21 protein-coding genes and 1 tRNA gene (1 of these 22 cut by a window edge) are annotated in these 20,443 nt (G+C 60.5%); 17 read left to right on the top strand and 5 right to left on the bottom strand.

Annotation, left to right across the window (positions count from 1 at the left end; genetic code table 11):
• The 3 genes from ACI94_RS01450 to ACI94_RS01440 form a co-directional block, all read left to right on the top strand.
• Nucleotides 1-112 carry part of the coding region annotated (locus ACI94_RS01450; RefSeq protein ID WP_286681012.1) for a fasciclin domain-containing protein on the top strand (this coding region is incomplete at its 5' end). Its footprint begins 734 nt before the window's first position, so 112 of the 846 annotated nt are shown.
• Nucleotides 52-564: a hypothetical protein gene (locus tag ACI94_RS01445; protein ID WP_286681011.1), complete on the top strand. Its 513-nt coding sequence runs from the start codon at nt 52-54 to the stop codon at nt 562-564. The genes ACI94_RS01450 and ACI94_RS01445, both read left to right, overlap by 61 nt.
• Nucleotides 565-947: 383 nt before the next feature.
• Complete coding sequence (locus ACI94_RS01440; RefSeq protein ID WP_066954007.1) at nt 948-1,202, top strand: DUF2795 domain-containing protein; 255 nt, start codon at nt 948-950, stop codon at nt 1,200-1,202.
• Between the two features lie 25 nt (nt 1,203-1,227).
• On the opposite strand, the gene ACI94_RS01435 is transcribed toward ACI94_RS01440, so the two are convergent.
• Nucleotides 1,228-1,312 (bottom strand) — tRNA-Leu (locus ACI94_RS01435).
• Nucleotides 1,313-1,349: 37 nt separating this feature from the next.
• Nucleotides 1,350-3,053 carry an AMP-binding protein gene (locus ACI94_RS01430; RefSeq protein WP_273258550.1) on the bottom strand — a complete coding sequence of 568 codons (1,704 nt, stop codon included), beginning with the start codon at nt 3,051-3,053 and terminating at the stop codon, nt 1,350-1,352.
• A 126-nt stretch (nt 3,054-3,179) separates the two neighbouring features.
• Here ACI94_RS01430 and ACI94_RS01425 point away from each other — a divergent pair, with 126 nt between their 5' ends.
• Complete coding sequence (locus tag ACI94_RS01425) at nt 3,180-3,734, top strand: TATA-box-binding protein (protein ID WP_191092825.1); 555 nt, start codon at nt 3,180-3,182, stop codon at nt 3,732-3,734.
• 204 nt (nt 3,735-3,938) lie between these two features.
• Here the strand turns inward: ACI94_RS01425 and ACI94_RS01420 are convergent, their stop codons facing one another.
• From ACI94_RS01420 to ACI94_RS01410, 3 genes are read right to left on the bottom strand one after another with little or no spacing between them, the layout of a single operon-like run.
• The gene (locus ACI94_RS01420) at nt 3,939-6,668 is read right to left on the bottom strand and encodes a DEAD/DEAH box helicase (protein ID WP_066954001.1); all 2,730 of its coding nucleotides are present in this window, start codon (nt 6,666-6,668) and stop codon (nt 3,939-3,941) included.
• The gene (locus ACI94_RS01415) at nt 6,616-7,350 is read right to left on the bottom strand and encodes a metallophosphoesterase (protein ID WP_066953998.1); all 735 of its coding nucleotides are present in this window, start codon (nt 7,348-7,350) and stop codon (nt 6,616-6,618) included. Before ACI94_RS01415 ends, ACI94_RS01420 begins: the two co-directional genes overlap by 53 nt.
• A gap of 6 nt (nt 7,351-7,356) precedes the next feature.
• Entirely contained in the window at nt 7,357-8,115 is a 759-nt protein-coding gene (locus tag ACI94_RS01410; RefSeq protein WP_286681010.1) for a hypothetical protein, read from the bottom strand.
• A 156-nt stretch (nt 8,116-8,271) separates the two neighbouring features.
• On the opposite strand from ACI94_RS01410, the gene ACI94_RS01405 reads away from it, so the two are divergent.
• The 13 genes from ACI94_RS01405 (at nt 8,272) to ACI94_RS01345 (ending at nt 20,396) form a co-directional block, all read left to right on the top strand.
• Nucleotides 8,272-9,240 (top strand): replication factor C small subunit, encoded by a 969-nt coding sequence (locus ACI94_RS01405; RefSeq protein ID WP_066953995.1) that lies wholly within the window; start codon nt 8,272-8,274, stop codon nt 9,238-9,240.
• 10 nt (nt 9,241-9,250) lie between these two features.
• Nucleotides 9,251-11,356: a minichromosome maintenance protein MCM gene (locus ACI94_RS01400; protein ID WP_286681009.1), complete on the top strand. Its 2,106-nt coding sequence runs from the start codon at nt 9,251-9,253 to the stop codon at nt 11,354-11,356.
• Between the two features lie 421 nt (nt 11,357-11,777).
• Nucleotides 11,778-12,254: a hypothetical protein gene (locus tag ACI94_RS01395; RefSeq protein ID WP_066953988.1), complete on the top strand. Its 477-nt coding sequence runs from the start codon at nt 11,778-11,780 to the stop codon at nt 12,252-12,254.
• Nucleotides 12,255-12,611: 357 nt separating this feature from the next.
• On the top strand, nt 12,612-12,965 hold the full coding sequence (locus ACI94_RS01390) for a dihydroneopterin aldolase family protein (protein ID WP_066953985.1): 354 nt from the start codon (nt 12,612-12,614) through the stop codon (nt 12,963-12,965).
• Entirely contained in the window at nt 12,937-13,767 is an 831-nt protein-coding gene (locus ACI94_RS01385; protein WP_066953983.1) for a TatD family hydrolase, read from the top strand. The genes ACI94_RS01390 and ACI94_RS01385 overlap by 29 nt, the downstream gene beginning before the upstream one ends.
• Nucleotides 13,768-13,812: 45 nt before the next feature.
• Nucleotides 13,813-14,106, top strand: coding sequence for a DUF424 domain-containing protein (locus tag ACI94_RS01380; protein WP_066953980.1), 294 nt, complete (start codon nt 13,813-13,815; stop codon nt 14,104-14,106).
• Between the two features lie 4 nt (nt 14,107-14,110).
• Nucleotides 14,111-15,154 (top strand): 60S ribosomal export protein NMD3, encoded by a 1,044-nt coding sequence (locus tag ACI94_RS01375; RefSeq protein WP_066953977.1) that lies wholly within the window; start codon nt 14,111-14,113, stop codon nt 15,152-15,154.
• A gap of 5 nt (nt 15,155-15,159) precedes the next feature.
• Complete coding sequence (locus ACI94_RS01370) at nt 15,160-16,029, top strand: class I SAM-dependent methyltransferase family protein (RefSeq protein ID WP_066953975.1); 870 nt, start codon at nt 15,160-15,162, stop codon at nt 16,027-16,029.
• Nucleotides 16,029-17,156 (top strand): bifunctional phosphopantothenoylcysteine decarboxylase/phosphopantothenate--cysteine ligase CoaBC, encoded by a 1,128-nt coding sequence (gene coaBC, locus ACI94_RS01365; RefSeq protein WP_066953973.1) that lies wholly within the window; start codon nt 16,029-16,031, stop codon nt 17,154-17,156. The genes ACI94_RS01370 and coaBC overlap by 1 nt, the downstream gene beginning before the upstream one ends.
• The gene (locus ACI94_RS01360) at nt 17,138-17,980 is read left to right on the top strand and encodes a pantoate kinase (protein WP_066953972.1); all 843 of its coding nucleotides are present in this window, start codon (nt 17,138-17,140) and stop codon (nt 17,978-17,980) included. Before coaBC ends, ACI94_RS01360 begins: the two co-directional genes overlap by 19 nt.
• On the top strand, nt 17,977-18,708 hold the full coding sequence (locus ACI94_RS01355) for a 4-phosphopantoate--beta-alanine ligase (protein WP_066953970.1): 732 nt from the start codon (nt 17,977-17,979) through the stop codon (nt 18,706-18,708). Before ACI94_RS01360 ends, ACI94_RS01355 begins: the two co-directional genes overlap by 4 nt.
• The gene (locus ACI94_RS01350) at nt 18,695-19,705 is read left to right on the top strand and encodes an AAA family ATPase (RefSeq protein WP_066953967.1); all 1,011 of its coding nucleotides are present in this window, start codon (nt 18,695-18,697) and stop codon (nt 19,703-19,705) included. The genes ACI94_RS01355 and ACI94_RS01350 overlap by 14 nt, the downstream gene beginning before the upstream one ends.
• Entirely contained in the window at nt 19,680-20,396 is a 717-nt protein-coding gene (locus tag ACI94_RS01345) for a class I SAM-dependent methyltransferase (protein ID WP_066953965.1), read from the top strand. Before ACI94_RS01350 ends, ACI94_RS01345 begins: the two co-directional genes overlap by 26 nt.
• The last annotated feature ends 47 nt before the right edge of the window (nt 20,397-20,443 follow it).

The raw sequence follows: 20,443 nt of genomic DNA, 5'->3' as shown, positions 1-20,443 counted from the left end.
GTCAACGTCACTCCAACACCGACGACGCCAACCCCATCGACCGGGGAGACTATGGACCTCGAACTCTATGAGGGCTGGAATTTCATCTCCATCCCAAGACAGCTTGCTGTAGGCAACGACACTGTAGGACAGGTTTTCAGTGAAGTCGAGACTGATGGGCGGCCGATCTACACATTTGAACCGGCAACCGGCTTCACTCCGGTGGGCGAGAACGAGACTCTGGAAGTCCTTGTTGGATACTGGGTCTATTCAACCGAGGATACAACCATAGAACTGAGTCTCAGCACCAACCCGGTGAGAGCGCCCGCCATGAGGACGCTCAGCTCAGGCTGGAATGCCATTGGCTACTCTGACATGACACCACGAACTGCGGATGAAGCCCTGGGATCAGTGGAGGACGCTTGGGTCTATGTCGTCGGGTTCGATGCGGAGAACCAGATGTATCGCTCGGTGCTCATCAACAACCAGACCGGAGCACAGGGTGAGAACCAGAGACTCAATCCAACCGAGGGCTACTGGCTGTTCATGCGCGATGAGGGCAGACTGGCTGCCATCAGCGCATAATTTTTTAATTTTGAGGGAAATTTTCCCGGGTGCCAAAAACCGGCAATATGTTGCCAGCGTTGATCTGGTGAACCGGTCCGGATCTCTCCTCGTTACAATGGAGGCATTCCGTAAATTGATCAACCCGACGGCCCACAGTGACACCAGGGCCTAGATCCGTTTGCCCGATAGCCAACAGGAGCACTCCTCTCCAAGAGGCATTCCGGCGAACCGATGATACCGGGTGGGTCTGCCGTATCCGGTCATCACCAACTCAGAACTAGTTCTCTTCATATTATCGTCGTTTTGGCCTCAAAACACAGTAACTTTTTTATTCACCTAGAGCTATGGGCATGCGTGTGTCCCTCCGGAAGGGATGCAAACAAGAAAAGGTGGTAAGAACAATGGCAGAAGAGAGACCCTCGGTTAGAGGCGGGCAGGCCTCTGTAGCACAGACAGCATCGGTTGAAGAGTTGAGTGCATCCGCATTCCAGAAGTATCTTGCCGGCATGGACTACCCCGCCAACAAGCAGGACCTGATCAACCATGCCAGGAAGAACAATGCACCCAACGCAGTGATTCAGGTTCTTGAGATGTTCCAAGACCAGACCTTCCAGTCCGCAGCAGAAGTCAGTCAGGAGTTTGGCAGGGTCAAATAACTCTTTTTTTTACGCGTCAAAAGAATGCGAGGGGAGCGATTTGAACGCTCGAACTCCTTCGAGACTGGACCCTGAATCCAGCGCCTTTGACCTGGCTTGGCAACCCTCGCGCCTAATATTGTAGTATCTCCAACAAAATAAATCTAATTACTCCCCGCTCGTTGTGGAGGGGGGAGGGTTGTGGTTGTTGTTATCCATGAACCGCTTCATCTCGAGTTCCCGGAGTTCATAGCGCTTGATCTTGCCGGATATGGTCTTTGGGAGCGACTCCACAAACTCGATCGCACGGGGATACTTGTAGGGCGCCGTCACTCGCTTAACATACCTCTGAATATCCTTGGCCAGCGCTTCGCTGGGCTGATATCCCGGTTTTAAGATGATGAAGGCTTTGACAATCAGGCCCCGGATCACATCGGGAGAGCCAACGACCGCTGCCTCCTGCACAGCCGGATGCTCCATGAGCGCGCTCTCGACCTCGAACGGCCCGATCCGGTAGCCGGATGACTTGATGACATCGTCGTCGCGCCCGATGAACCAGAAGTAGCCGTCCTCGTCCATGTAGGCTTTATCGCCGGTATAATAGAACCCATTCTGGAAGACCCTGCGGTTCTCTTCTTCATTGTTCAGGTAGCCGCGGAAGAGCCCCACAGGCCGGGGATCGAGTCTGATCGCGATCCGCCCTTCTTCACCGACACCGACCGGATTCCCTTCATCGTCGTGAAGTTCGACATGCCAGCCGGGCATGGGCCTCCCCATGGATCCGGGCTTGCACTTCATGCCAGGAAGAGTCCCTATGCAGAGCACCGTCTCGGTCTGGCCGTAGCCCTCATAGATCGTCTTACCTGTCCCTTCCTTCCATGCCCAGATCACCTCGGGGTTGAGAGCCTCACCGGCGCTGCAGCAGTGGCGCAGGTCGGAGAGATCGAACTTGTCGAGATCGGCGAGGATGAGCATCCGGTAGATGGTCGGGGGGCAGCAGAATGTCGTGATCCCGTACTTCTCCATGAGCGGCAGGATCTCGGTGGCGTGGAACCGCCCCCTGATGTCGTAGACGAAGATGCACGCGCCGACGATCCACTGACCGAAGAGTTTTCCCCATGCGCTCTTCCCCCAGCCCGTGTCTGATATTGTCAGGTGGAGATCGTTCGGATGCAGGTCGTGCCACAGTTGCGCGGTGACGATATGCCCGAGCGGATAGGAGTAGTCATGGACCACCATCTTCGGCTCGCCGGTAGTCCCGGAGGTGAAGAAGATCAGCATAGGGTCCGTCGATTTGGTCCGCTGCATTCCGGGGAGGTTCACCAGCCTGTGTGAGCAGGGTGCGGGGTAGTCAAGTTCAACCGGGTAGCTGACCCACCCCTCTCTCACGCCATCGATCAGGAGCCGAACCGCGAGCGTGGGGCACTCATCACAGATCTCATCGACCTTGTCCGCATGTTCGGCCAGGGTGATGACCATCTTGATCTCGGCTGCCTGGATGCGATATTTCAGATCTTTCGGTGTCAGCATCGTCGTTGCGGGACAGTAGACAGCACCGAGTTTGATGAGGGCGATAACGAAGATCCACCACTCGGGCACCCGGGGCAGCATCAACATCACCCGGTCACCCTTCTTTATACCATATTTCAGACAGATGTTGACCGCCTGATTTGAGAGCCGCATGAGGTCATAGAATGTGTATTTCTTCTCGTTGCCCTTCTGGTCGGTCCAGATCATCGCCAGTTTATTCCGATCCTTCTTCGCCCATGCATCGATCACGTCGAAGCCGAAGTTATAGTATTCAGGGACGTCTATCTTGAAGTTGGCGCAGAGGTCTTCATAGGATGGGGGGTTTTGCGTATCATCTGCCATAACGTGATCAATAAAATTGCGCGCTCATGATTTAAAGAATGCACGACCGTGAAGAACGCTCTAAATTCGTAATGGCCATAAAGATTATCCATTAGTATTATGGTCCGAAAAATGATACTCATATCGATGGATGAGAAGGGATACGAGTCACTGAAAATCGAGAACATCGTTGCCTCCGGGGTGATTGCCGACTCGATCGACCTCGAAAAAGTATCAGATAAAATACAAAACTGCGAACTGAATACGAAGAGGTTCCCCGGAGCGGTCTATCGCATTGAGAAGCCGAAGATCGCATCCCTGATTTTCTCCTCGGGAAAAGTCGTGCTCACCGGTATCAGGAACAAGCAGGACCTCCGCGAAGGCCTTGATATCATCATGCACTCACTTCGGGATGCCGGTATCGATACGTATGACGAGCCACAGGTCGCGGTCACGAACATTGTCTGTTCGTATGACATGGGCAGGTACATCAACCTGAACAAGGTGGTCATCACTCTCAACCTTGAGAACATCGAGTACGAACCTGAGCAGTTCCCGGGACTTGTATACCGCATTGAGGATCCAAAGATTGTCGCCCTCCTCTTCAGTTCCGGAAAGATCATCCTGACCGGCGGAAAGAACATCGAGGATATCAAGCGAGGACTCGATTTCCTGGAACAGCGGCTTGAAACAATCGTGTAAACCTCTTTACTGTTGTTCATTTTCTGAGTAAAAATGAGGCCGAGGAAAGCCTCTTTTTTGTGCTGTAAGGTTATCGCCAGATTACTCTGCCGGGCATGATGCCGTCGGGAGAACCTGGGTTAGAAGAGCCTCATCTTGCCCGACTGTGGCGGTACCGGATGTGTTGCTACTCCAGTGCAACTCCGGCGATACCGCACGAGCTCACTACCAGAACCTGTGCGTCTTTACGTAGTTCCGCTCGGCCTTGAGGATCTCGCGGTAGAAAGCATCCCCTTCGGTCATGGTGGCAAGTATCCGTGACGCCACCTCAGGGCCGACGCCCTTTGCCGCGAGGGCTATTATCGCCTTCTTCCCGCTGGAGAGGACGATGTTGGCGTTTCGAAGGAACCTGACCTCGATCGCCCGCTCCTCATCGGACTTGTTCTTCTTCTTCACCGCCGGAATGAGCTGCTCGTCCCAGGGTTTTAACGCCGCGATGAGGCGCGCATTGCAGAGTGGGCATTGCGGGCGATCCGGGACCCGCTCCACGGTCGTCCGGCTCTTCCACTTCCGGCAGTGCATGCAGAAGAGGACGACATCCTCCTTCTCAAGCCGGCGCATCAACGTCCCGATCACCGCCTGGTCGATCATCGGCGGCGGAATCATGTCCCGGGAAGACGAGAGCACATCGCTCCCGAGCGGGCTTAACCGCCCCGTGACGACCGCGATCCTGCCGTCGCGAAGGCGTTTGAGGATCTCCTGCGCTGCGTCCACGTCCATCGAGTTTGCGAAGAGTTCCCGGTATGCCTCGGCGGCGATGACGGTCTCGTCAAAGAGCTCGATGAGCCGGTGGATGCTGAACCGCTCGTAGTCGGCGTCCGCATCGATGGCGCCGAACTTCTTTGCCACCTGCACAAGTTTCCACTTAAAGAGCGCCGTTCGTTTCAGGGCGAGTTTCAGAATCCCCGAAAGATGCATGGGTTCGAGCGCCGCAAGGGTCTCCTGAACCTCCAGTGCGCGGATCTCCGGGGGCAGGCGCAGGAGGAACCGGTAAGCGCCGACCTCGATCCCGACGGTCGTCCCGTAGCGGGCCGATAGGAGGACCGAGAGCGCGCGTGCCAGCGCCTCGTTCGCCTTGTGTCCGCCGCAGACGTTGCAGACGACGCCTTCGTCGGTGTTCTCGAGGGTGATGAGGCGGTCGGTGGGGACGGGGTAGTTTCCCTCGTCCATTCCGGCCATGAACCGCTCTGCGTATGCTATCGCGCAGGGATCGTCTGAGTAGCGGTCAAACGCCCGAGTTCTCCGGAGCGCCCCGACCTCCTGGGCGACAGCGAACGGCACCGGGATCTGCTCACCCTCCCATGACGGGACCTCGCCTTTCGCCCGGGTGGCCGGCTCGACCGTGATCCTGTTTCCCTCAATCTCGAGCACCTGCCAGAGCTGGCCCTTCGTGATGAAGACCGCGCCGGTATGCATCCACCCGAGGACGAACGACTCGTCGAGCGTCCCGACCGTGCGGCGCGAGACCATATCGAAGATCTCCATCTTGCGCTCGTCGTGGATCATCGAGAGGTTCTCGATGAGGTAACGCCGGGCCCGCCCCGTCCGGACGATCCGGGTCCCGTCGATCCGGATCAGCCGGTGCTCCACCATCTGGCGGCAGACGGAATCAAGGAGCGGCCCGCAGCCGGCAAAGACCCCCGATCGCTCGATCATCTCCCGAACGCGGGAGACCTCGATCTCGCCGTACTCGACCGCAATCGCCGCCACCTGGTTCGCGAGCACATCGGCAGCCCCGGCTGGCGGGATGATCCGCTCGCACTCGTTCGCCCTCGCCCGGCGTGCGATCACGAGCGACTCCAGGAGATCGTCAAACCCCGTGGAAAGGACGGTCCCGCGCGAGACGGTATCGAGACGGTGGCCGGCCCGGCCGACCCGCTGGACCAGGCGCGAGACCTGTCGGGGGGAGCCGAACTGGACGACGTGTTCGATATGCCCGATATCGATCCCGAGTTCCATCGAGGATGTGGCGATGAGTGTCCGGATCTCGCCCTTCCTGAACCGTTCCTCGGCATCGACCCTGACGTCCCGTGAGAGCGAGCCATGATGGACCTCGACGTCGCCGCGGGAGTAGAGCTGATGGCCGAGGGCCTCAGCAGTCACCCGGGTGTTGACGAAGACGAGGGTGGAGCCGGGGGCATCGAGGCACTTCTCGACGGCCCGCGTCTGGGAGGAGAAGTCCTCTCCGGCGAACTGGACGTTGATCGCGAGGCTGCTTGCGACCGGGACCTCGACGAGCGAGAACGGGCGATTCCCGCAGAGAAACCGACCGATATCGTCCGGGTTCCCGACGGTCGCCGAGAGGCCGATCCGCTGGAATTCCCCTGCGCAGGCAACCAGGCGCTCGAGCGCCACCGCAAGTTGGGCTCCCCGTTTGCTGTCGGCAAGCTCGTGAATCTCGTCGACGACGACATACCTGACATTCTCCAGGTGCTTGCGGAGGCGCTTGCCTATGAACAGTGTCTGCAAGGACTCAGGGGTCGTGATGAGGAGATCCGGCGGGTTCAATGCCTGCTTTCGCCGCTCGTTCTGCGGCGTATCCCCGTGCCGGACCCCGATCGAGAGTCCGAGTTCCCGGCACCACCACTCCATCCGATTGAGGATGTCCCGATTTAAGGAGCGGAGCGGTGTGATATAGACAGCCTTGAACCCCGCCCCGGTAATCTCAAGGAGCCGGTCGAAGACCGGAAGCATTGCGCTCTCGGTCTTTCCCGTGCCGGTCGGCGCTACCAGGATCAGGTTCTCCCCGTTAAGGAGCCGCGGGATAGACTGCTCCTGAGCGGGAGACAACTCAGTAAACCCGCGCTTCCGGACGACCTCCTGCACCCTAGGATCGAGGAGATCAAACGCCGTCTGTGGGGCAGAGTGTTGCCGGCGTGCCGACGTACGTGCCATCTGCGAGATACACCTCCGCGCTTTTTTCATCAATGCACCGTGAAAGGGGCCCAAGCCCGCTCTTCTTCAACCGTCCGACGTCGATTCCTCCTGCAAATTCGTTGAAGGCGGGGACAAAGAGGAGCCGGGTGCGATCTCCCGACGGCTCTTCGATCCACGAGTAGAGGTAGGCAGGCCTGGCACGTGCTGCGCACCCGACGGCATCCACGATCGAGATGACCGGATGGTGGTGGCCGATGACGATGAGGTGACCGGAGAGTTCCGGGTCCGGATGGGTGTGGCCGTGAAGGTAGCCGACGCCGTCGATGAGTGCGCCCTCGGCCGGGAGGAGTTCTCCGGGGTTAAGAAAGCGACCGATACCGCCGTCATGGTTGCCCGGAGTGACGGCAATCGGGACCCGGTCGCGGAATTCCTGCAGGACGCCCGGAAGTTCACGGTACTCCTGCCTGCTCGTTATCGGGACGTTGTGTTTTACGTCCCCCAAGAGGAGGAGGAGGTCGGGATTCGTCTCTTCAATGCAGGCGAGCACGCGCTTGGTCCGCGCGGCGCTCCGGCTTTGGATGTGGACGCCGTGGCGCTCGAGGCCCGATTCGATGCCCATGTGCAGGTCGGCGACGACCAGCACGCGCCGGTCATGCTCGACCAGGAGGGCCGGGCCGTTCTCGATAAAATGAAGGCGCATAGTATGTCAGATAAGTTTGATCATGCCCGATGCGGGCTGGTAACATTCCCCTGCGGCAAGAAGTTCTTCAAGCGCGACCCGGGCGTCGCGGGCGGAGAGGCCGGACTGCACCCCGACGGCGATTGCATCCTCAACTCCGATGCCCCTGCTTCCGCCCTCATCCTCGAGGGCGGCAAGGAGTAGGTCGCGCCCGATGATAGGCGTGATCTCGCCGACGGAGATATCCGGGCGAATACTTGCAAGCGCGGTCCGCACCATCCCGGCCATATCCCGGATATCCTCATCCGTGGTCTGATAGAGTCGGCGAGCGGTCGCGGTCCGCTCATCAGCGCATTTCTTGAGGGCTTCGAGCCGATCAAGCGTTGCATCGGCGGTCGCGAGCACCCAGAGGTCACGGGCTGTACGATCCGCCGCGCAGAGCGCCTCGGCGTTCACCGTCGCGTTTGCTCTCGCCCCGGAACCGATGAGCACTGCCCGCCCGGTGACGGCGACGAATGCCGGAGGTTCAATGTACCTGAGTGTCTCAAGAGCATCCGGGCTCTGCCAGTCCGCCGTGACCCGGAACGTCCCGGTGGGGTCGGCAACCCGGGCCCAAATAACATCTCCGCTCCCTTTCTGCTCGGTGATTGCACCGACGACGAAGAGGCGGCGGCACCATGCCCCGGTTGGCGTCACCACATAGGAGCCGTCCCGGTCTTCGCTCGAGTCTATAGTATGACGCGCGGAGGAGAGATCACGCGCAAATATCCGTCCTGAAAGTTCCATACGTTCGTTATGGGTGCGGAAATGCCGGATCTCCATTCGAACCTCCGGTATTTCCATACGTACCTGTACTTACTTGTTCGTTCTCACCCCTCTAAAAAGGATCATCGCCGAGATAGCGATGCTTTTACGATGCTCGAGCGCCAACAATTCCATGCAATGGAAGGCAACCACACCATCTGGATAGAGAAGTATCGGCCCAGAAGACTCGAAGAGATGGTCGGACAGAAGGAGATCGTGGTGCGCCTCCAATCCTACGTCAAGACCGGCAACCTGCCACACCTCCTTTTTACAGGCAGCGCGGGGATCGGGAAGACGACTGCAGCCGTGGCGCTCGCACGGGAATTCTTCGGCGACACCTGGCAGATGAACTTCCGTGAGATGAATGCCTCCGACGAGCGCGGCATTGACGTCGTTAGAAACCAGATCAAGGACTTCGCCAGGACATCACCGCTTGGTGACGCGACGTTCAAGATCCTCTTCCTTGACGAGGCAGACGCACTCACGACGGACGCTCAGGCAGCTCTGCGAAGGACAATGGAGACTTACGCCCGGACCTGCCGGTTCATCCTCTCGTGCAACTACTCGTCAAAGATCATCGATCCCATCCAGAGCCGGTGCGCCATCTACCGGTTCAGGCCGCTCGATAGAGAGGCCGTCATTGAGGAGGTGCAGCGGATTGCCGCAGCCGAAGGCCTCACCATCACGGATGGAGCGCTCGATGCCATCGTCTATGTCGCATCGGGAGACATGAGGAAGGCAATCAACGCTCTCCAGGGCGCGGCCATCCTCCAGGCGAATATCGACGAAGAGACAATCTACTCAATCACCGCAACCGCCCGCCCGGATGAGATCGACGAACTTCTCGACCTCGCAATAGAAGGAAGGTTCGATGAGGCGGAACAGGCTCTCTCCGCATTGACCCGCGACCGGGGCATTGCCCCGAACGAGTTGATCAACCAGTGCTACCGCGCTCTCGTCCAGCGCGATATGGACCGGACGCTCAAAGTAAAACTGATCGACGCCCTCGGCGAGACCGATTTCCGTCTCTCGGAAGGGGCAAACAGCGACATCCAGATGGAGGCGCTGCTCGCCCGGTTCGTCATCGCTTCCAAGCAGCACCGTTGAGGGATTCTCTGTGCCAAAAGAGATAACCGTGGAAGTCACCGATGTCGTCGGTGAGTGGACGAAGTTCTTGAAGAAGCAGTATAAGCGAGAACTTGCCGAACTCTCCCGCGAGTATCCCCACAAACGGTCGCTCTATATAGATTTTCGGAAAATTCTGAATAATAAGCTCGCGTTCGAGCTCCTGCGAAGCCCAGGAAAGGTCATCGGGGATATCCGGGATGCAATCATCCAGAACAAACTCATCAAACTCAAGGACGGCCAGGACCCCGACCTGATCAACATTCGGTTCACGAACCTGCCGCAGAGGACCAACATCCGGGATATCAGGGCCGAGCAGATCAACACTTTCATCAGCATTGAAGGAATCCTCCGAAAGACGACCGAGGTCCGCCCCCGGATCGTGAGCGCGGTCTTCCGTTGCCGCACTTGCGGAAAGAACACGGATCCTGTTCCCCAGAGTTACGGACGGTTCGATGAGCCTGAATTCTGCCCGAACTGCGAGCGCAAGACTCGTCTCGATCTCGTCATGAACCGATGTCAGTTCGTCGATGCACAGAAACTCCGGATCCAGGAGTCGCCTGAGGGGCTCCGTGGCGGCGAGCAGCCCCAGACGCTCGATATCGACGTCACCGACGACCTCACCGGGATGGTCGCACCGGGGGATCGGGTTGTGGTGAATGGGATCCTGCGCTCGGTTCAGAGGGTCAACTACGGCCAGAAGAGCACGCTCTTTGACATCTACCTTGAGTGCAACTCCATCGAGGTTGCCGAGAAGGAGTTCGAGGAGGTCTCGATCACCGAGGAGGACGAGGCGAAGATCCAGGCGCTCGCCCGCGATCCCCAGATCTACAAGAAGATTGCCCGGTCGATCGCACCTACGATCTACGGCACGGACGACGTAAAGGAGGCGATTGCGCTCCAGCTCTTCGGCGGCATCGCAAAGGAGATGCCGGACGGCTCCCGTCTCCGCGGCGACATCCACGTCCTCCTGGTCGGAGACCCCGGTATAGCAAAGAGTCAAATCCTGCGCTACGTCGTGAAACTCTCGCCCCGGGGTATCTACACGAGCGGCAAGTCGTCGACATCCGCCGGTCTGACGGCAACGGCGGTCAAGGACGAGTTCGGCGACGGGCGCTGGACGCTCGAGGCCGGTGCCCTGGTCCTCGCGGATATGGGGATCGCCGCTGTCGACGAGATGGACAAGATGCGGAAAGAGGACCGGAGCGCGCTGCACGAGGCAATGGAACAGCAATCTATTTCGGTGGCCAAAGCCGGGATCACCGCGACCTTGAAGTCCCGTTGCGCCCTCCTCGGCGCGGCGAACCCGAAACTCGGGCGGTTTGACCAATTCGTCCCGATCGGCGAGCAGATCAACATGCCGCCCTCGCTCCTCTCGCGCTTTGACCTCATCTTCGTGATGACCGATCAGCCGCAGGCCGAGCGCGACGAGGCGATCGCCAACCATATCATCAAGACCCACGCAGTGGGCGAACTGATCAAGCAGCACGAGTATAAGCCCCTGCCGAACGTCGACGACGCATATATCCAGCGTGCCCTTGCGCCGGTCACACCCGACATCGACCCGTCGCTTCTCCGGAAGTACATCGCCTACGCGAAGAGGACATGCTTCCCCATCCTCTCCGACGGGGCAAAGGAGGCGCTCGTCGCCTACTACATGCGTCTCCGCAACCTCGCAAGCGGCAACAAGCCCGTCCCGGTTACCGCCCGGCAACTCGAAGCGCTGGTGCGGCTCTCGGAGGCGAGCGCCCGGATGCGGCTCTCGAACACCGTTGATACGGAAGATACCGACCGGATCTTAAAGATTGTGGATGCATCTCTCCGGCAGGTCGCCTACGACGCCGAGACCGGGAGTTTCGATATCGACAAACTCGTGACCGGGGTCACGAAGGCGCAGCGCGACATCATCCGGTCGGTCAAGGAGGCGATCCGGAACGCCTCCGCCGACGGAGGCGGCCAGGCGAAGGTCGAGGAGGTTATTGAGATCCTGGTGCAGCAGGGATTCGCCCGCGACAAGATCGAGCACACCATCGAGCAGCTGAAGCGGGGCGGCGAAGTGCTCGAGCCCCGGCACGGGCTGGTGAAGTTGATCGGGTAGGGGGATGCCTTCTCCCCCGGCACACCGGGTCCTCCTTTGCCGGCCCTATTTTTTCGGCGAAGCGTTTTGTTTTATTTTTTTGCAGCAGGACGCCGGACGTGTAGAGAGCGAGGACAGAAACTATAAGTAACCCAACACCCAGGCTCCTGTATGGCGGAGCCGGGCCCGGATAACTACGATAAAGAGCTTGGATCCACACTTGGGCTTCTGTTGGTCATCATCTGGATTGTCCTGCTGGTCTTAAGTCGAGACCACCCTCTTCCCGCGCCAGAATCTCTGCCAGGAAGGCCTCACGCGGGCGCGAAACAGGGTGATCCGGTCCGATGAGAGCATCGTCCTCCGCAAACCTCCACCCCCTCCTCGAGCGCCTCTCCCAAAGCCGGCTGCGGTTCGTAATCCCACCGTTCGTCGCGGCCATTGCGTGGGCCGTCTGGGTAGGTTCGCCAGCGTCGCCTCGGGTCATCCGGGGCCCGCACCGCTCTACGCCATCCTCGCCTTCTTTCTGGTGCTCATGATCCTTGCGGTTGCCGGGGCCGCGACACCGTTCCCGATTGTTTCAGGCGTCCTCTCGTTTCACGGAAAGATTCAGGCGATGCTCGTCACCGCCGCAGCAACGACCCCGCTTGTATTTCCCCTGTTCATAACCCCGCACCGCTGGAGAGGCGAGCCTCCGCTGCTCGCGGACAGATTGCCGATCTTTGGGCGGCTTCTTGACGATATCATGAGCGCACTGCCGCTCGCCGAAGGTACAGCTGCACACGACCTGGCATTCTCTGCGTTCCTGCTTCTTGGGTTCTACCTCGAGTGCGTGCTGGTCGCCGCCGTCTTCTACGTCATCCTCCGGCTGGTCATCTCCCTTCGCCACCCAGATACGGGGAAAGGGGAGAAGATGGGATAATGGCTCCATCCACCGGAGCGATGCGCCTGAGAACAACGGCATCATATCAGATTCAGAAGAGTGAAACGGCTATCCACCGGGAGTCGCACCTGGCGGTGCTCCAGCTCCGGTTCTACGAACCATCGCATATCGCCACGCGGGGGAGGGACCGGGAGGGGGTGTCCCCCTCCCGGCAAAGATGTTTAGAGATGCCCACATCCGCCAGTACTCCAGACGGCACAACTACGCCACCCTCGATGCCGAACCCCACAAAACCAAAGTTCCTGCGTGTTTATGAACGCGTGTAAAACAAAACCTCCTCATTCTCATCGCCCCCGGGGCGCACCTTCTTACTCCCGCACCTCCAACCTACTAACCATGATCACCGACCGCGAGAAAGCGGCCTTCGAAGCCGGGATCAAGCTCGGCGCCCTCTACCACCAGTTCGTCGGGACGCCGATCGCCCGCGAGACCGCTGCCGCCGTTGAGACCGCCATCGAGCAGGCCGTCGGACTGCAGCCTTACGTGACGGATATCCGCGTCCGGCTGAACCGGGATATGATGGTCTCGAACCGGTTCGGCTACTCGGAACTTGCCGGAAAGATGTTTGATGTCGAGATCACGACCACAGTCGGGACGACCGTCTGCCGGGCCCGACTGCACCTCGAGGACGATTACCCCATGATGGAGATCGTCGAGATCCATGAAACCACCAGCGATACCGATCACTGACGACCATATCCACATCGACCCGGTGAACGGCCGGGGGATCGAGGCCGCGAAGGACTTCCGCCGCAGCGGGGGGACGCACATCTTCCTGGTCTCAAAGCCCTCCTGGTCGTTCGGGATCGAACCCTCGTCTGGCGAGGACTACCGGGAGGTCTTCGAGGCGACGCTCCGGGTAGCCGAGATGGTCCGCGAGACCGGACTCGTCGTCTACCCGGTCCTCGGGGTCCACCCTGCGGAGATGAACCGCCTTGCGGCGCGGATGACTCTGGACGAGGCCGCCGCGGTCATGATGGCCGGTCTCGACCTTGCGGCCCGCTACGTCGAGGAGGGACGGGCTGTTGCTCTCAAGAGCGGTCGGCCCCACTACGAGGTCCCGCCGGAGGTGCTTAGCGCCTCAAACGCGGTCCTCTTCCACGCACTCGAACTTGGCGCCGAACACGGCTGCGCCGTCCAGCTCCACGCCGAGAGCGGACCCTGCATCGATGTCGTCGAGATGGCCGCCGAAGCGGGTATCCCGATCGAGAGGGTCGTCAAACACTTTGCGACGCCGGAGACCCCGCTCATGCCCTCCTTCATCGCGCGGCACGAGGATATTCCCGCGCTTGCCCGCGAGGGGCGGCGGTTCACCATGGAGAGCGACTACATGGACGAGAACAGCCGGCCCGGAGCGGTCATCGGGCCGAAGTCCGTTCCGCGGTTCACACGCAGGTACCTCGAGGAAGGACTCATCACCGAAGAGGATGCCTGGCGCATCCATGTCGAGACGCCATCCCGCACCTACGGCGTTGATATTGCCCTTCCTTGAGGCAACAGCGCACCTTTTTGATGATTCCCGATCAAGAGATCTGCAATGTACTTGAAAGTGCACCGTATACCGGGCGCCGGTGAAGTGGTGGCTGCCTGCGATTCCGAGCTGCTCGACGTCACCCTGATGCACGGCGACGTGGAAGTCTGCATCACCAGAGAATTTTACGGCACGGAGCGTGTTGCTGAGGAAGATGTCAGGAGAGCTCTTGCCGGTGCCGATAACGTTAATATAATAGGGAAGCGTGTCGTAGCCCTCGCAGAAGCCATGGGGCTCGTCAATGAGGAGGACTGCATCATGATCGGCGACGTCCCCCATGCTCAGATATTCAGGATATAATCCCATGACCATCCAGACGAGCATCTGCCCCCGATGCGGGCAGCCGACCGAAGAAGGGCTCTGTCCGCAGTGCCGGGCCGCGGATGTCCGACTACTCACCTGCCAGCCCCGGGTGACGGCGGTCTACTGTCCGGTCTGCGACTCGCAGAAGCGCGGCAAGACCTGGTCGGACCTGCAGATGCCGCGTGAGGACTTGATCGCCGAACTGGCGGTATCGGCGACGAGCATCCACGAGGATGCAAAGGATATCCGGGTCACCGTCCGGTCGCAGGAGACCGGGCCGAACAGGACGACCTGCACCGTCGAGGTGGAAGCGACGATGTATGGGGTCCCGGTGAAGGAGACCTGCGAGACCGAGATCATCTGGCAGAAGGAGTCCTGCGACCGGTGCAGCCGCATCTCCGGGGGCTACTACGAGGGGATCGTCCAGGTACGGGCTACGAACAGAAAGATCAACGCCTACGAGCGCGAAGTTGCCGCAAGGATTGCGGAGCAGGTCGAAGAGTCGCTCCAGCAGTCGGGCGACCGTTTCTCGTTCATATCGGATCTCCAGGACACAAAAGACGGCGTCGATATCACCGTCGGGACACAACACCTCGGCCTTGAGATCTCAAGGATGATAACCGGAGCGCTCGGCGGACGGTTTACAACCCATCCGAAACTGGTCGGTGAGAAGGAGGGAAGGGCACTCTACCGGATCACCTACTCGATTCGGCTGCCGTTCTACCAGAAAGGCGACGTGGTGGTCGCCCGGGGCGGCTACTTTGAGGTGCGTGAGATTGACGGGCAACGTCTCCGGGTCTTTGACCTGCAGAACGGCACGGCCCGGACCCTCACTGAGGATGAGGTGGAGCGCCTCATCGGAAACGTTCGCGAGGCCGAGTCCGCGCTCGTGGTCTTCACGCAACCGGGCGCCGTAGGACTGATGGACCCAAAGACCTACCAGACCAAAGAGGTGAATGCGGTGCCCTGGACGTTCCCGGTGGAGGGGCAGCCAATCCGGGTGCTCCGCGATGAGGTGGAGGATCGCCTGGTCATCGTCGGGTGATTCCCATGCGTGCGCGCAAAGTGCCGGCGAACACCCTCGCCGATCTTGCGGGGGAGGAGTGGGTCGACCCGACCCGCCGGCCTTACGTCCGGGACGGGACCGCCTGGGTCCCGGTCCGGGAAGGCTATCCTGCCGACGAGAATCTCCCCGAGCGTACGCGATACCGGGGCCGGGGATATCACCTCGTCGGGGATATCGCGATCCTCCACGGCGACGCACCGACAAAGGACGAACTTGCCGCGATCGTGGAGCATTGCCGCCCCCGAGGCGTCATCCGGGTGAAAGGGTATACGGGTGTGATGCGCATCCCGGACGTGGAGGTGCTCTACGGGACCGCCGGCGAGGTGCGCCACCGCGAGCAGGGCTACACGTTCATCCTTGACCCGACACGGGTGATGTTTGCTCAGGGAAACCGTATAGAAAAGGCAAGAATCGCCTCCCTTGTCCGGCCCGGCGAACGCATCGCCGATATGTTTGCAGGAATCGGTTACTTCTCGATACCCGCGGCCATGAGCGGTGCACAGGTCCATGCAATGGAGATCAACCCAATAGCCTTTGAATACCTTCAACGAAACATTATGGCAAACAATCTCGCGGACCGGGTCACGGGAGTTCTTGGGGACTGCAGGGAGCATCTCTCCGGCATCTATGATCGGATCCTGATGGGTCACTTCGATGCACCCTCGATGCTTGCCGATGCCCTCGCTCACGTCCGGAGCGGGAGCGTGCTCCACGTCCACAGCATCGGGAACGCGACCGAAACGATCCAGAAAGAGGTCGCCAAGGCCGGCCTTGAGGCGGCAGTAACCTCCCGCCGGGTGAAGAAATACGGCCCGCACGCATGGCATATGGTGCAGGATGTGACGATATCGTGATGACACTCTCAGGAAAGACGGTGGTGCTTGCCGTAACGGGGAGCATTGCAGCCGTCGAGACGGTGAAACTCGCCCACGCGCTGCGCCGCCGGGGTGCGACGGTGCAGGCGGTCATGACGGATGCAGCGGCGGGGATCATCCACCCCGACGCCCTGACCTACGCAACCGGCCGGCAAACGATCACCCGGATCACCGGCCTTGTGGAGCATGTCCTCTACTGCGGGGAGGGCGGGGCGGCAGACCTCCTCCTCATCGCCCCCTGCACGGCAAATACCATCAGCAAGATCGCCTGCGGGATCGACGATACTCCGGTGACCACCTTCGCGACGACGGCGCTTGGCCGAGGGATGCCGGTGGTGGTCGTCCCGGCGATGCACGAGAGTATGTACAACCATCCGGGGGTCAGGGAGAACCTCCGACGACTCCAGTCCTGGGGCATCGTCGTCGTCGACCCGAGGATCGAGGAGGGGAAGGCGAAGATCGCCGATAACGAGACGATCGTCCTTCACGCCGAACGGGCAGTGATGGGCCATCCGCTCGCCGGAAAGAAGGTTCTCATCACGAGCGGGGCGTGTGCGGAGCCCCTCGACGACGTCCGGGTCCTCACCACCCGGTCGACGGGCCAGATGGGGCGAGCCCTCGCCCTCGCGGCCTTCCGGCTCGGGGCCGACGTGACGGTGGTGCACAGCGGCTCATTCCCGTGCGTGAGAAATATCCGCGCCACGACTGCGGCCGAGATGCGGGATGCCGTCCTCTCGGTCTGCCGGGACGAGGGGGTCGATATCTACATCAGCGCCGCGGCGATATCGGACTTTGCCCCCGAGCGCCGGGAGGGAAAGATCCCAAGCGGAGAGCCGCTGAGCATACGGCTCAATCCTCTCCCAAAGATCATCAGCGAGGTTATGAAGACCTACCGGCCGATGACGGTGGCATTCAAACTGGGCTGGAACGAGGAGGAGCGGGCAAGGGCGATGCTTGAAGCAGGCGCAAGCGTTGTCGTCGTGAACACACCCCCGACGATGGGCGCGGCGGCGGGATCGTTTCGGATCATGACCACCGGGGAGACTACCGAGATCTCCGGGACCAAGGAGGAGGTCGCTGCGGCGATATGGTCCAGACTGCTGTAGCCTTCTCCCCCGGGCACATATCCGGCTACTTCCGACGCGTCGAGGGGAGCGACCCTGCATCGACCGGGAGCATCGGGGCCGGCGTGGTCATCAATGAAGGGGTGCGTTCGACGGTTGAGCCGGCCCGCGAGACGAGCGTCCGGGTGATCCACCAGGGCCACGCGTTCGCCGGGTCGCCGCCGATCGAGTATGCCCTCGATCGGCTGGGTGTTGCCGCCCGCGTCACCACGGAGTGCCGGCTACCTATCGGGGCCGGGTTCGGACTCTCGGCGGCTGCGCTTCTTGCGACACTCACGGCCGCAAACGAACTCTTCGCCCTCACTCTTACCGCAGAGGAGGTGGCTGCTTATGCCCACGAAGCCGAGGTCCTGCACCGGACCGGTCTAGGGGACGTCGCCGCGATCCAGGCAGGCGGGGTTGTCTGCAGAAAAGGTGCAGGCATCCATGCAGAGATCACCCGCATCTACCCGGAGGAACCACTCTACGCCATAAGCCTCGGTCCACTCCCGACCGCCTCGGTCCTCTCGTCGCCCGAGGCGATGGCCCGGATAGCCGCCGCGTACCCGGACCGCTGCCCCCGGGATCTTGCCGACTTCTGCCGTCTCTCGCGCAGATTTGCCGAAAGCAGCGGGCTTATTGCGGCAGAGGTACGAGAGGTGCTCCAGGCCTGCGATACTGCAGGTGTCCCGGCGAGCATGACGATGCTGGGAAACGGCGTCTTCGCCTGCGGCAACGGTGCGGAGGCGGTCCTCTCCCGGTTCGGGGAGGTCTACCGGCTTTGCGTCGCACGCCGCGGCGCATACCTGATCGAGATGAGACCATGATCCCAAAAGACCATCCACGCTACCGCTCTCTTGTCGTCCGTGAACGGCTTGCCGAGTGCGCCCGCGAGGGCATCGTCGCCCTCGAGGGGCTTGCCTCCCACGGGCGCGGGGAGGCGTTCGATTACCTGATCGGCGAAAAGACAACGGAGAGCGCACTTCTTGCCGCCCGGACGGCCGCCGCGATGCTTCTATCCGCCCGGCATGCGGTGATATCGGTGAACGGGAACACGGCGGCGCTTGCGGCAAGAGAGATCGCTGAACTGCAGAGGGCAAGCAATGCCGATGTCGAGGTGAACCTCTTCCACCGGACTGACGAGCGGATCCGGCTGATCACCAACTTGCTTGAAGAGCACGGCGTCCGGGTTCTTTCAGGTACGCCGGAGCGGCTCATCCCGCTCTCCCACGACCGTGCGCTCTGTCTCCCGGAGGGGATTGGAGACGCTGATGTCATCCTGGTCCCCCTCGAGGACGGGGATCGCTGCGAAGCGCTCCGAAAGATGGGCAAGACCGTCATTACCATCGACTTAAACCCGCTCTCCCGGACAGCGCGGACGGCAAACCTCACGATCGTCGATGAGGTGACACGTGCTCTCCCTGCGATCACCACGGCATGTACCTCCCTTGAGCCGGGGGAGGGAGAACGCCTGATCGCCTCGCTTGATAATGCCTATCTTCTTAGGGCAGCAATAGATGAGATGAGAGAGAGACTGGCCCATGCTCTGGAGTGAGATCCACCGACCCAAGGGATGCGAGGAGATCGTCGGGCAGGAGAGAGTCGTCCGCCACCTGATGACGTTTGCGGATACGCGGAGCGTGCCGCATATGCTCATCTCCGGCCCGCACGGCACCGGCAAGTCTATCGCTGTGGAAAGCCTCGCAAAACGGCTCTACGGCGAGACCTGGGAGGCAAATACGACCATCCTCAGCGCCGCCGACCTCCTTGGGAAGGGGAAGAGCGCTCTTGAAACAGATGAACGATTCGCCCAGATCTACCGCAAAGATCTGAGCCTGATCGTTAATTTCAAGCAGATCGTGAAGTGGTACGCCTCGATGCGACCGCTCGATGCCGACTTCAAACTGATGGTCTTTGAGGATGCTGAGAGCCTGACGTTTGAGGCGCAACAGGCTCTGCGCCGGACGATGGAGCGCTATAGCGCCACCTGCCGGTTCATCCTTGTCACCACCCGGCCGTCGGCGATCATCCCGGCTATCGCGTCGCGCTGCCTGCCGATCTTCTTTGCCCCGCTTGAGAGTGAGGTCATCCGTGCCCGTCTCAACGAGATCCTCGCTCTAGAGGGGGCCACAATCCCGGCCGATGACCTCGACCTGATCGTACACGCGGCGCAGGGCGACCTGCGGCGGGCGATTATGTACGCTCAGATCGCCGCACAATCAAAGAAGGACTTCGACCTCGCGGATCTCTCGCGCTCGGAGACCGGAAACGTCGCAACATCCGCGTTCGATGCTATCCGGGCCGGCAATTTTGCAGCGGCAAAGAGGATCGTTGAGTCGCTGATGATCGAGTATGGGCTCTCGGCGCGGGAGGTCGTCGGCGAGCTCCGGCAGGTGGTCAGGCGGGAATACAATCATCCGGCGCTTGCCATCGCACTCGCCGATGCGGACCACCGTCTCTGCCATAATGCGGACGACTTTGTGCAGCTCAATGCACTACTTGCCCGAATTGCCCGGGAGGTGTTCAGTGAAGAAAGTACAGCAGCACTATGATGAGGTTGCGGATATCTACGACGACCGCTACGACGGCCACCGCGGGAAGTATTACCACGGCCACATCTCGGATCACGTGATGAGAGAACTCCCGAAGGGTGGGTACCTTCTCGACCTCGGGTGTGGGACAGGGCTTTTTGTCCAGCGCTACGTCGCTGAAGGGGGTCGAGCTGTAGGACTCGATATCAGCCCTAGAATGGTTCAACATGGGCGGCAGCGCTGCCCCGAGTGCGAGTTTTGCGTTGGAACGGCCGATATCCTTCCGTTCCGGGACTCCACCTTCGATGCTCTCGCAAGCCTGCTCGCCTTCAGTTACATCCCAAACCCGGAGGGAATGCTCCGCGAGGCCTACCGGGTCCTGAAACCCGGCGGCCGGATCGCGGTCTGCACACTCTCGCGGACTGTCTTTACGAGCATCGTCCCGGTCATCTATCACATAGGAGAGATGGTCGGCTTAAAGAAGGTTGGAGTCGGGGACTTTAACGAGCACTACTACACCAACGCCGAGATTGAGTCACTCTTCCGGGAGGCAGGATTCGAGGACCTCTCGGTCAGCCGATGCTCGTTTGCGCACTTAAACCTCGCTGATCCGGTCTTTAACCTCGCCCGGAAAGTGGAGCCCATCATCGAGGAGAAACTGCCGTACCTGGCGTATAACGTCTGCGCAGCGGGCAAAAAACCGGAAGATTAAGAGGAGCGAAGCCGGGAGAGGATCCGGAGCTTCTTCTGGAGCGCCGC

Source organism: Methanoculleus sp. DTU007 (assembly GCF_001512385.1).
GTDB classification, from domain to species: domain Archaea; phylum Halobacteriota; class Methanomicrobia; order Methanomicrobiales; family Methanoculleaceae; genus Methanoculleus; species Methanoculleus thermophilus.
Note: the sequence above shows the minus strand (reverse complement) of the source record. Positions and strands in the feature narration are given on the sequence as shown.

Excerpts from the sequence above, each read along its gene's own strand:
- coaBC (WP_066953973.1), top strand. The coding sequence starts at position 16,029 with ATGACACTCTCAGGAAAGACGGTGGTGCTTGCCGTAACGGGGAGCATT.
- ACI94_RS01380 (WP_066953980.1), top strand. The coding sequence starts at position 13,813 with ATGTACTTGAAAGTGCACCGTATACCGGGCGCCGGTGAAGTGGTGGCT.
- ACI94_RS01350 (WP_066953967.1), top strand. The coding sequence starts at position 18,695 with ATGCTCTGGAGTGAGATCCACCGACCCAAGGGATGCGAGGAGATCGTC.
- ACI94_RS01420 (WP_066954001.1), bottom strand. The coding sequence starts at position 6,668 with ATGGCACGTACGTCGGCACGCCGGCAACACTCTGCCCCACAGACGGCG.
- ACI94_RS01410 (WP_286681010.1), bottom strand. The coding sequence starts at position 8,115 with ATGGAACTTTCAGGACGGATATTTGCGCGTGATCTCTCCTCCGCGCGT.
- ACI94_RS01445 (WP_286681011.1), top strand. The coding sequence starts at position 52 with ATGGACCTCGAACTCTATGAGGGCTGGAATTTCATCTCCATCCCAAGA.
- ACI94_RS01375 (WP_066953977.1), top strand. The coding sequence starts at position 14,111 with ATGACCATCCAGACGAGCATCTGCCCCCGATGCGGGCAGCCGACCGAA.
- ACI94_RS01430 (WP_273258550.1), bottom strand. The coding sequence starts at position 3,053 with ATGGCAGATGATACGCAAAACCCCCCATCCTATGAAGACCTCTGCGCC.
- ACI94_RS01390 (WP_066953985.1), top strand. The coding sequence starts at position 12,612 with ATGATCACCGACCGCGAGAAAGCGGCCTTCGAAGCCGGGATCAAGCTC.
- ACI94_RS01425 (WP_191092825.1), top strand. The coding sequence starts at position 3,180 with ATGGATGAGAAGGGATACGAGTCACTGAAAATCGAGAACATCGTTGCC.
- ACI94_RS01370 (WP_066953975.1), top strand. The coding sequence starts at position 15,160 with ATGCGTGCGCGCAAAGTGCCGGCGAACACCCTCGCCGATCTTGCGGGG.
- ACI94_RS01360 (WP_066953972.1), top strand. The coding sequence starts at position 17,138 with ATGGTCCAGACTGCTGTAGCCTTCTCCCCCGGGCACATATCCGGCTAC.
- ACI94_RS01355 (WP_066953970.1), top strand. The coding sequence starts at position 17,977 with ATGATCCCAAAAGACCATCCACGCTACCGCTCTCTTGTCGTCCGTGAA.
- ACI94_RS01415 (WP_066953998.1), bottom strand. The coding sequence starts at position 7,350 with ATGCGCCTTCATTTTATCGAGAACGGCCCGGCCCTCCTGGTCGAGCAT.
- ACI94_RS01405 (WP_066953995.1), top strand. The coding sequence starts at position 8,272 with ATGGAAGGCAACCACACCATCTGGATAGAGAAGTATCGGCCCAGAAGA.
- ACI94_RS01440 (WP_066954007.1), top strand. The coding sequence starts at position 948 with ATGGCAGAAGAGAGACCCTCGGTTAGAGGCGGGCAGGCCTCTGTAGCA.
- ACI94_RS01385 (WP_066953983.1), top strand. The coding sequence starts at position 12,937 with ATGAAACCACCAGCGATACCGATCACTGACGACCATATCCACATCGAC.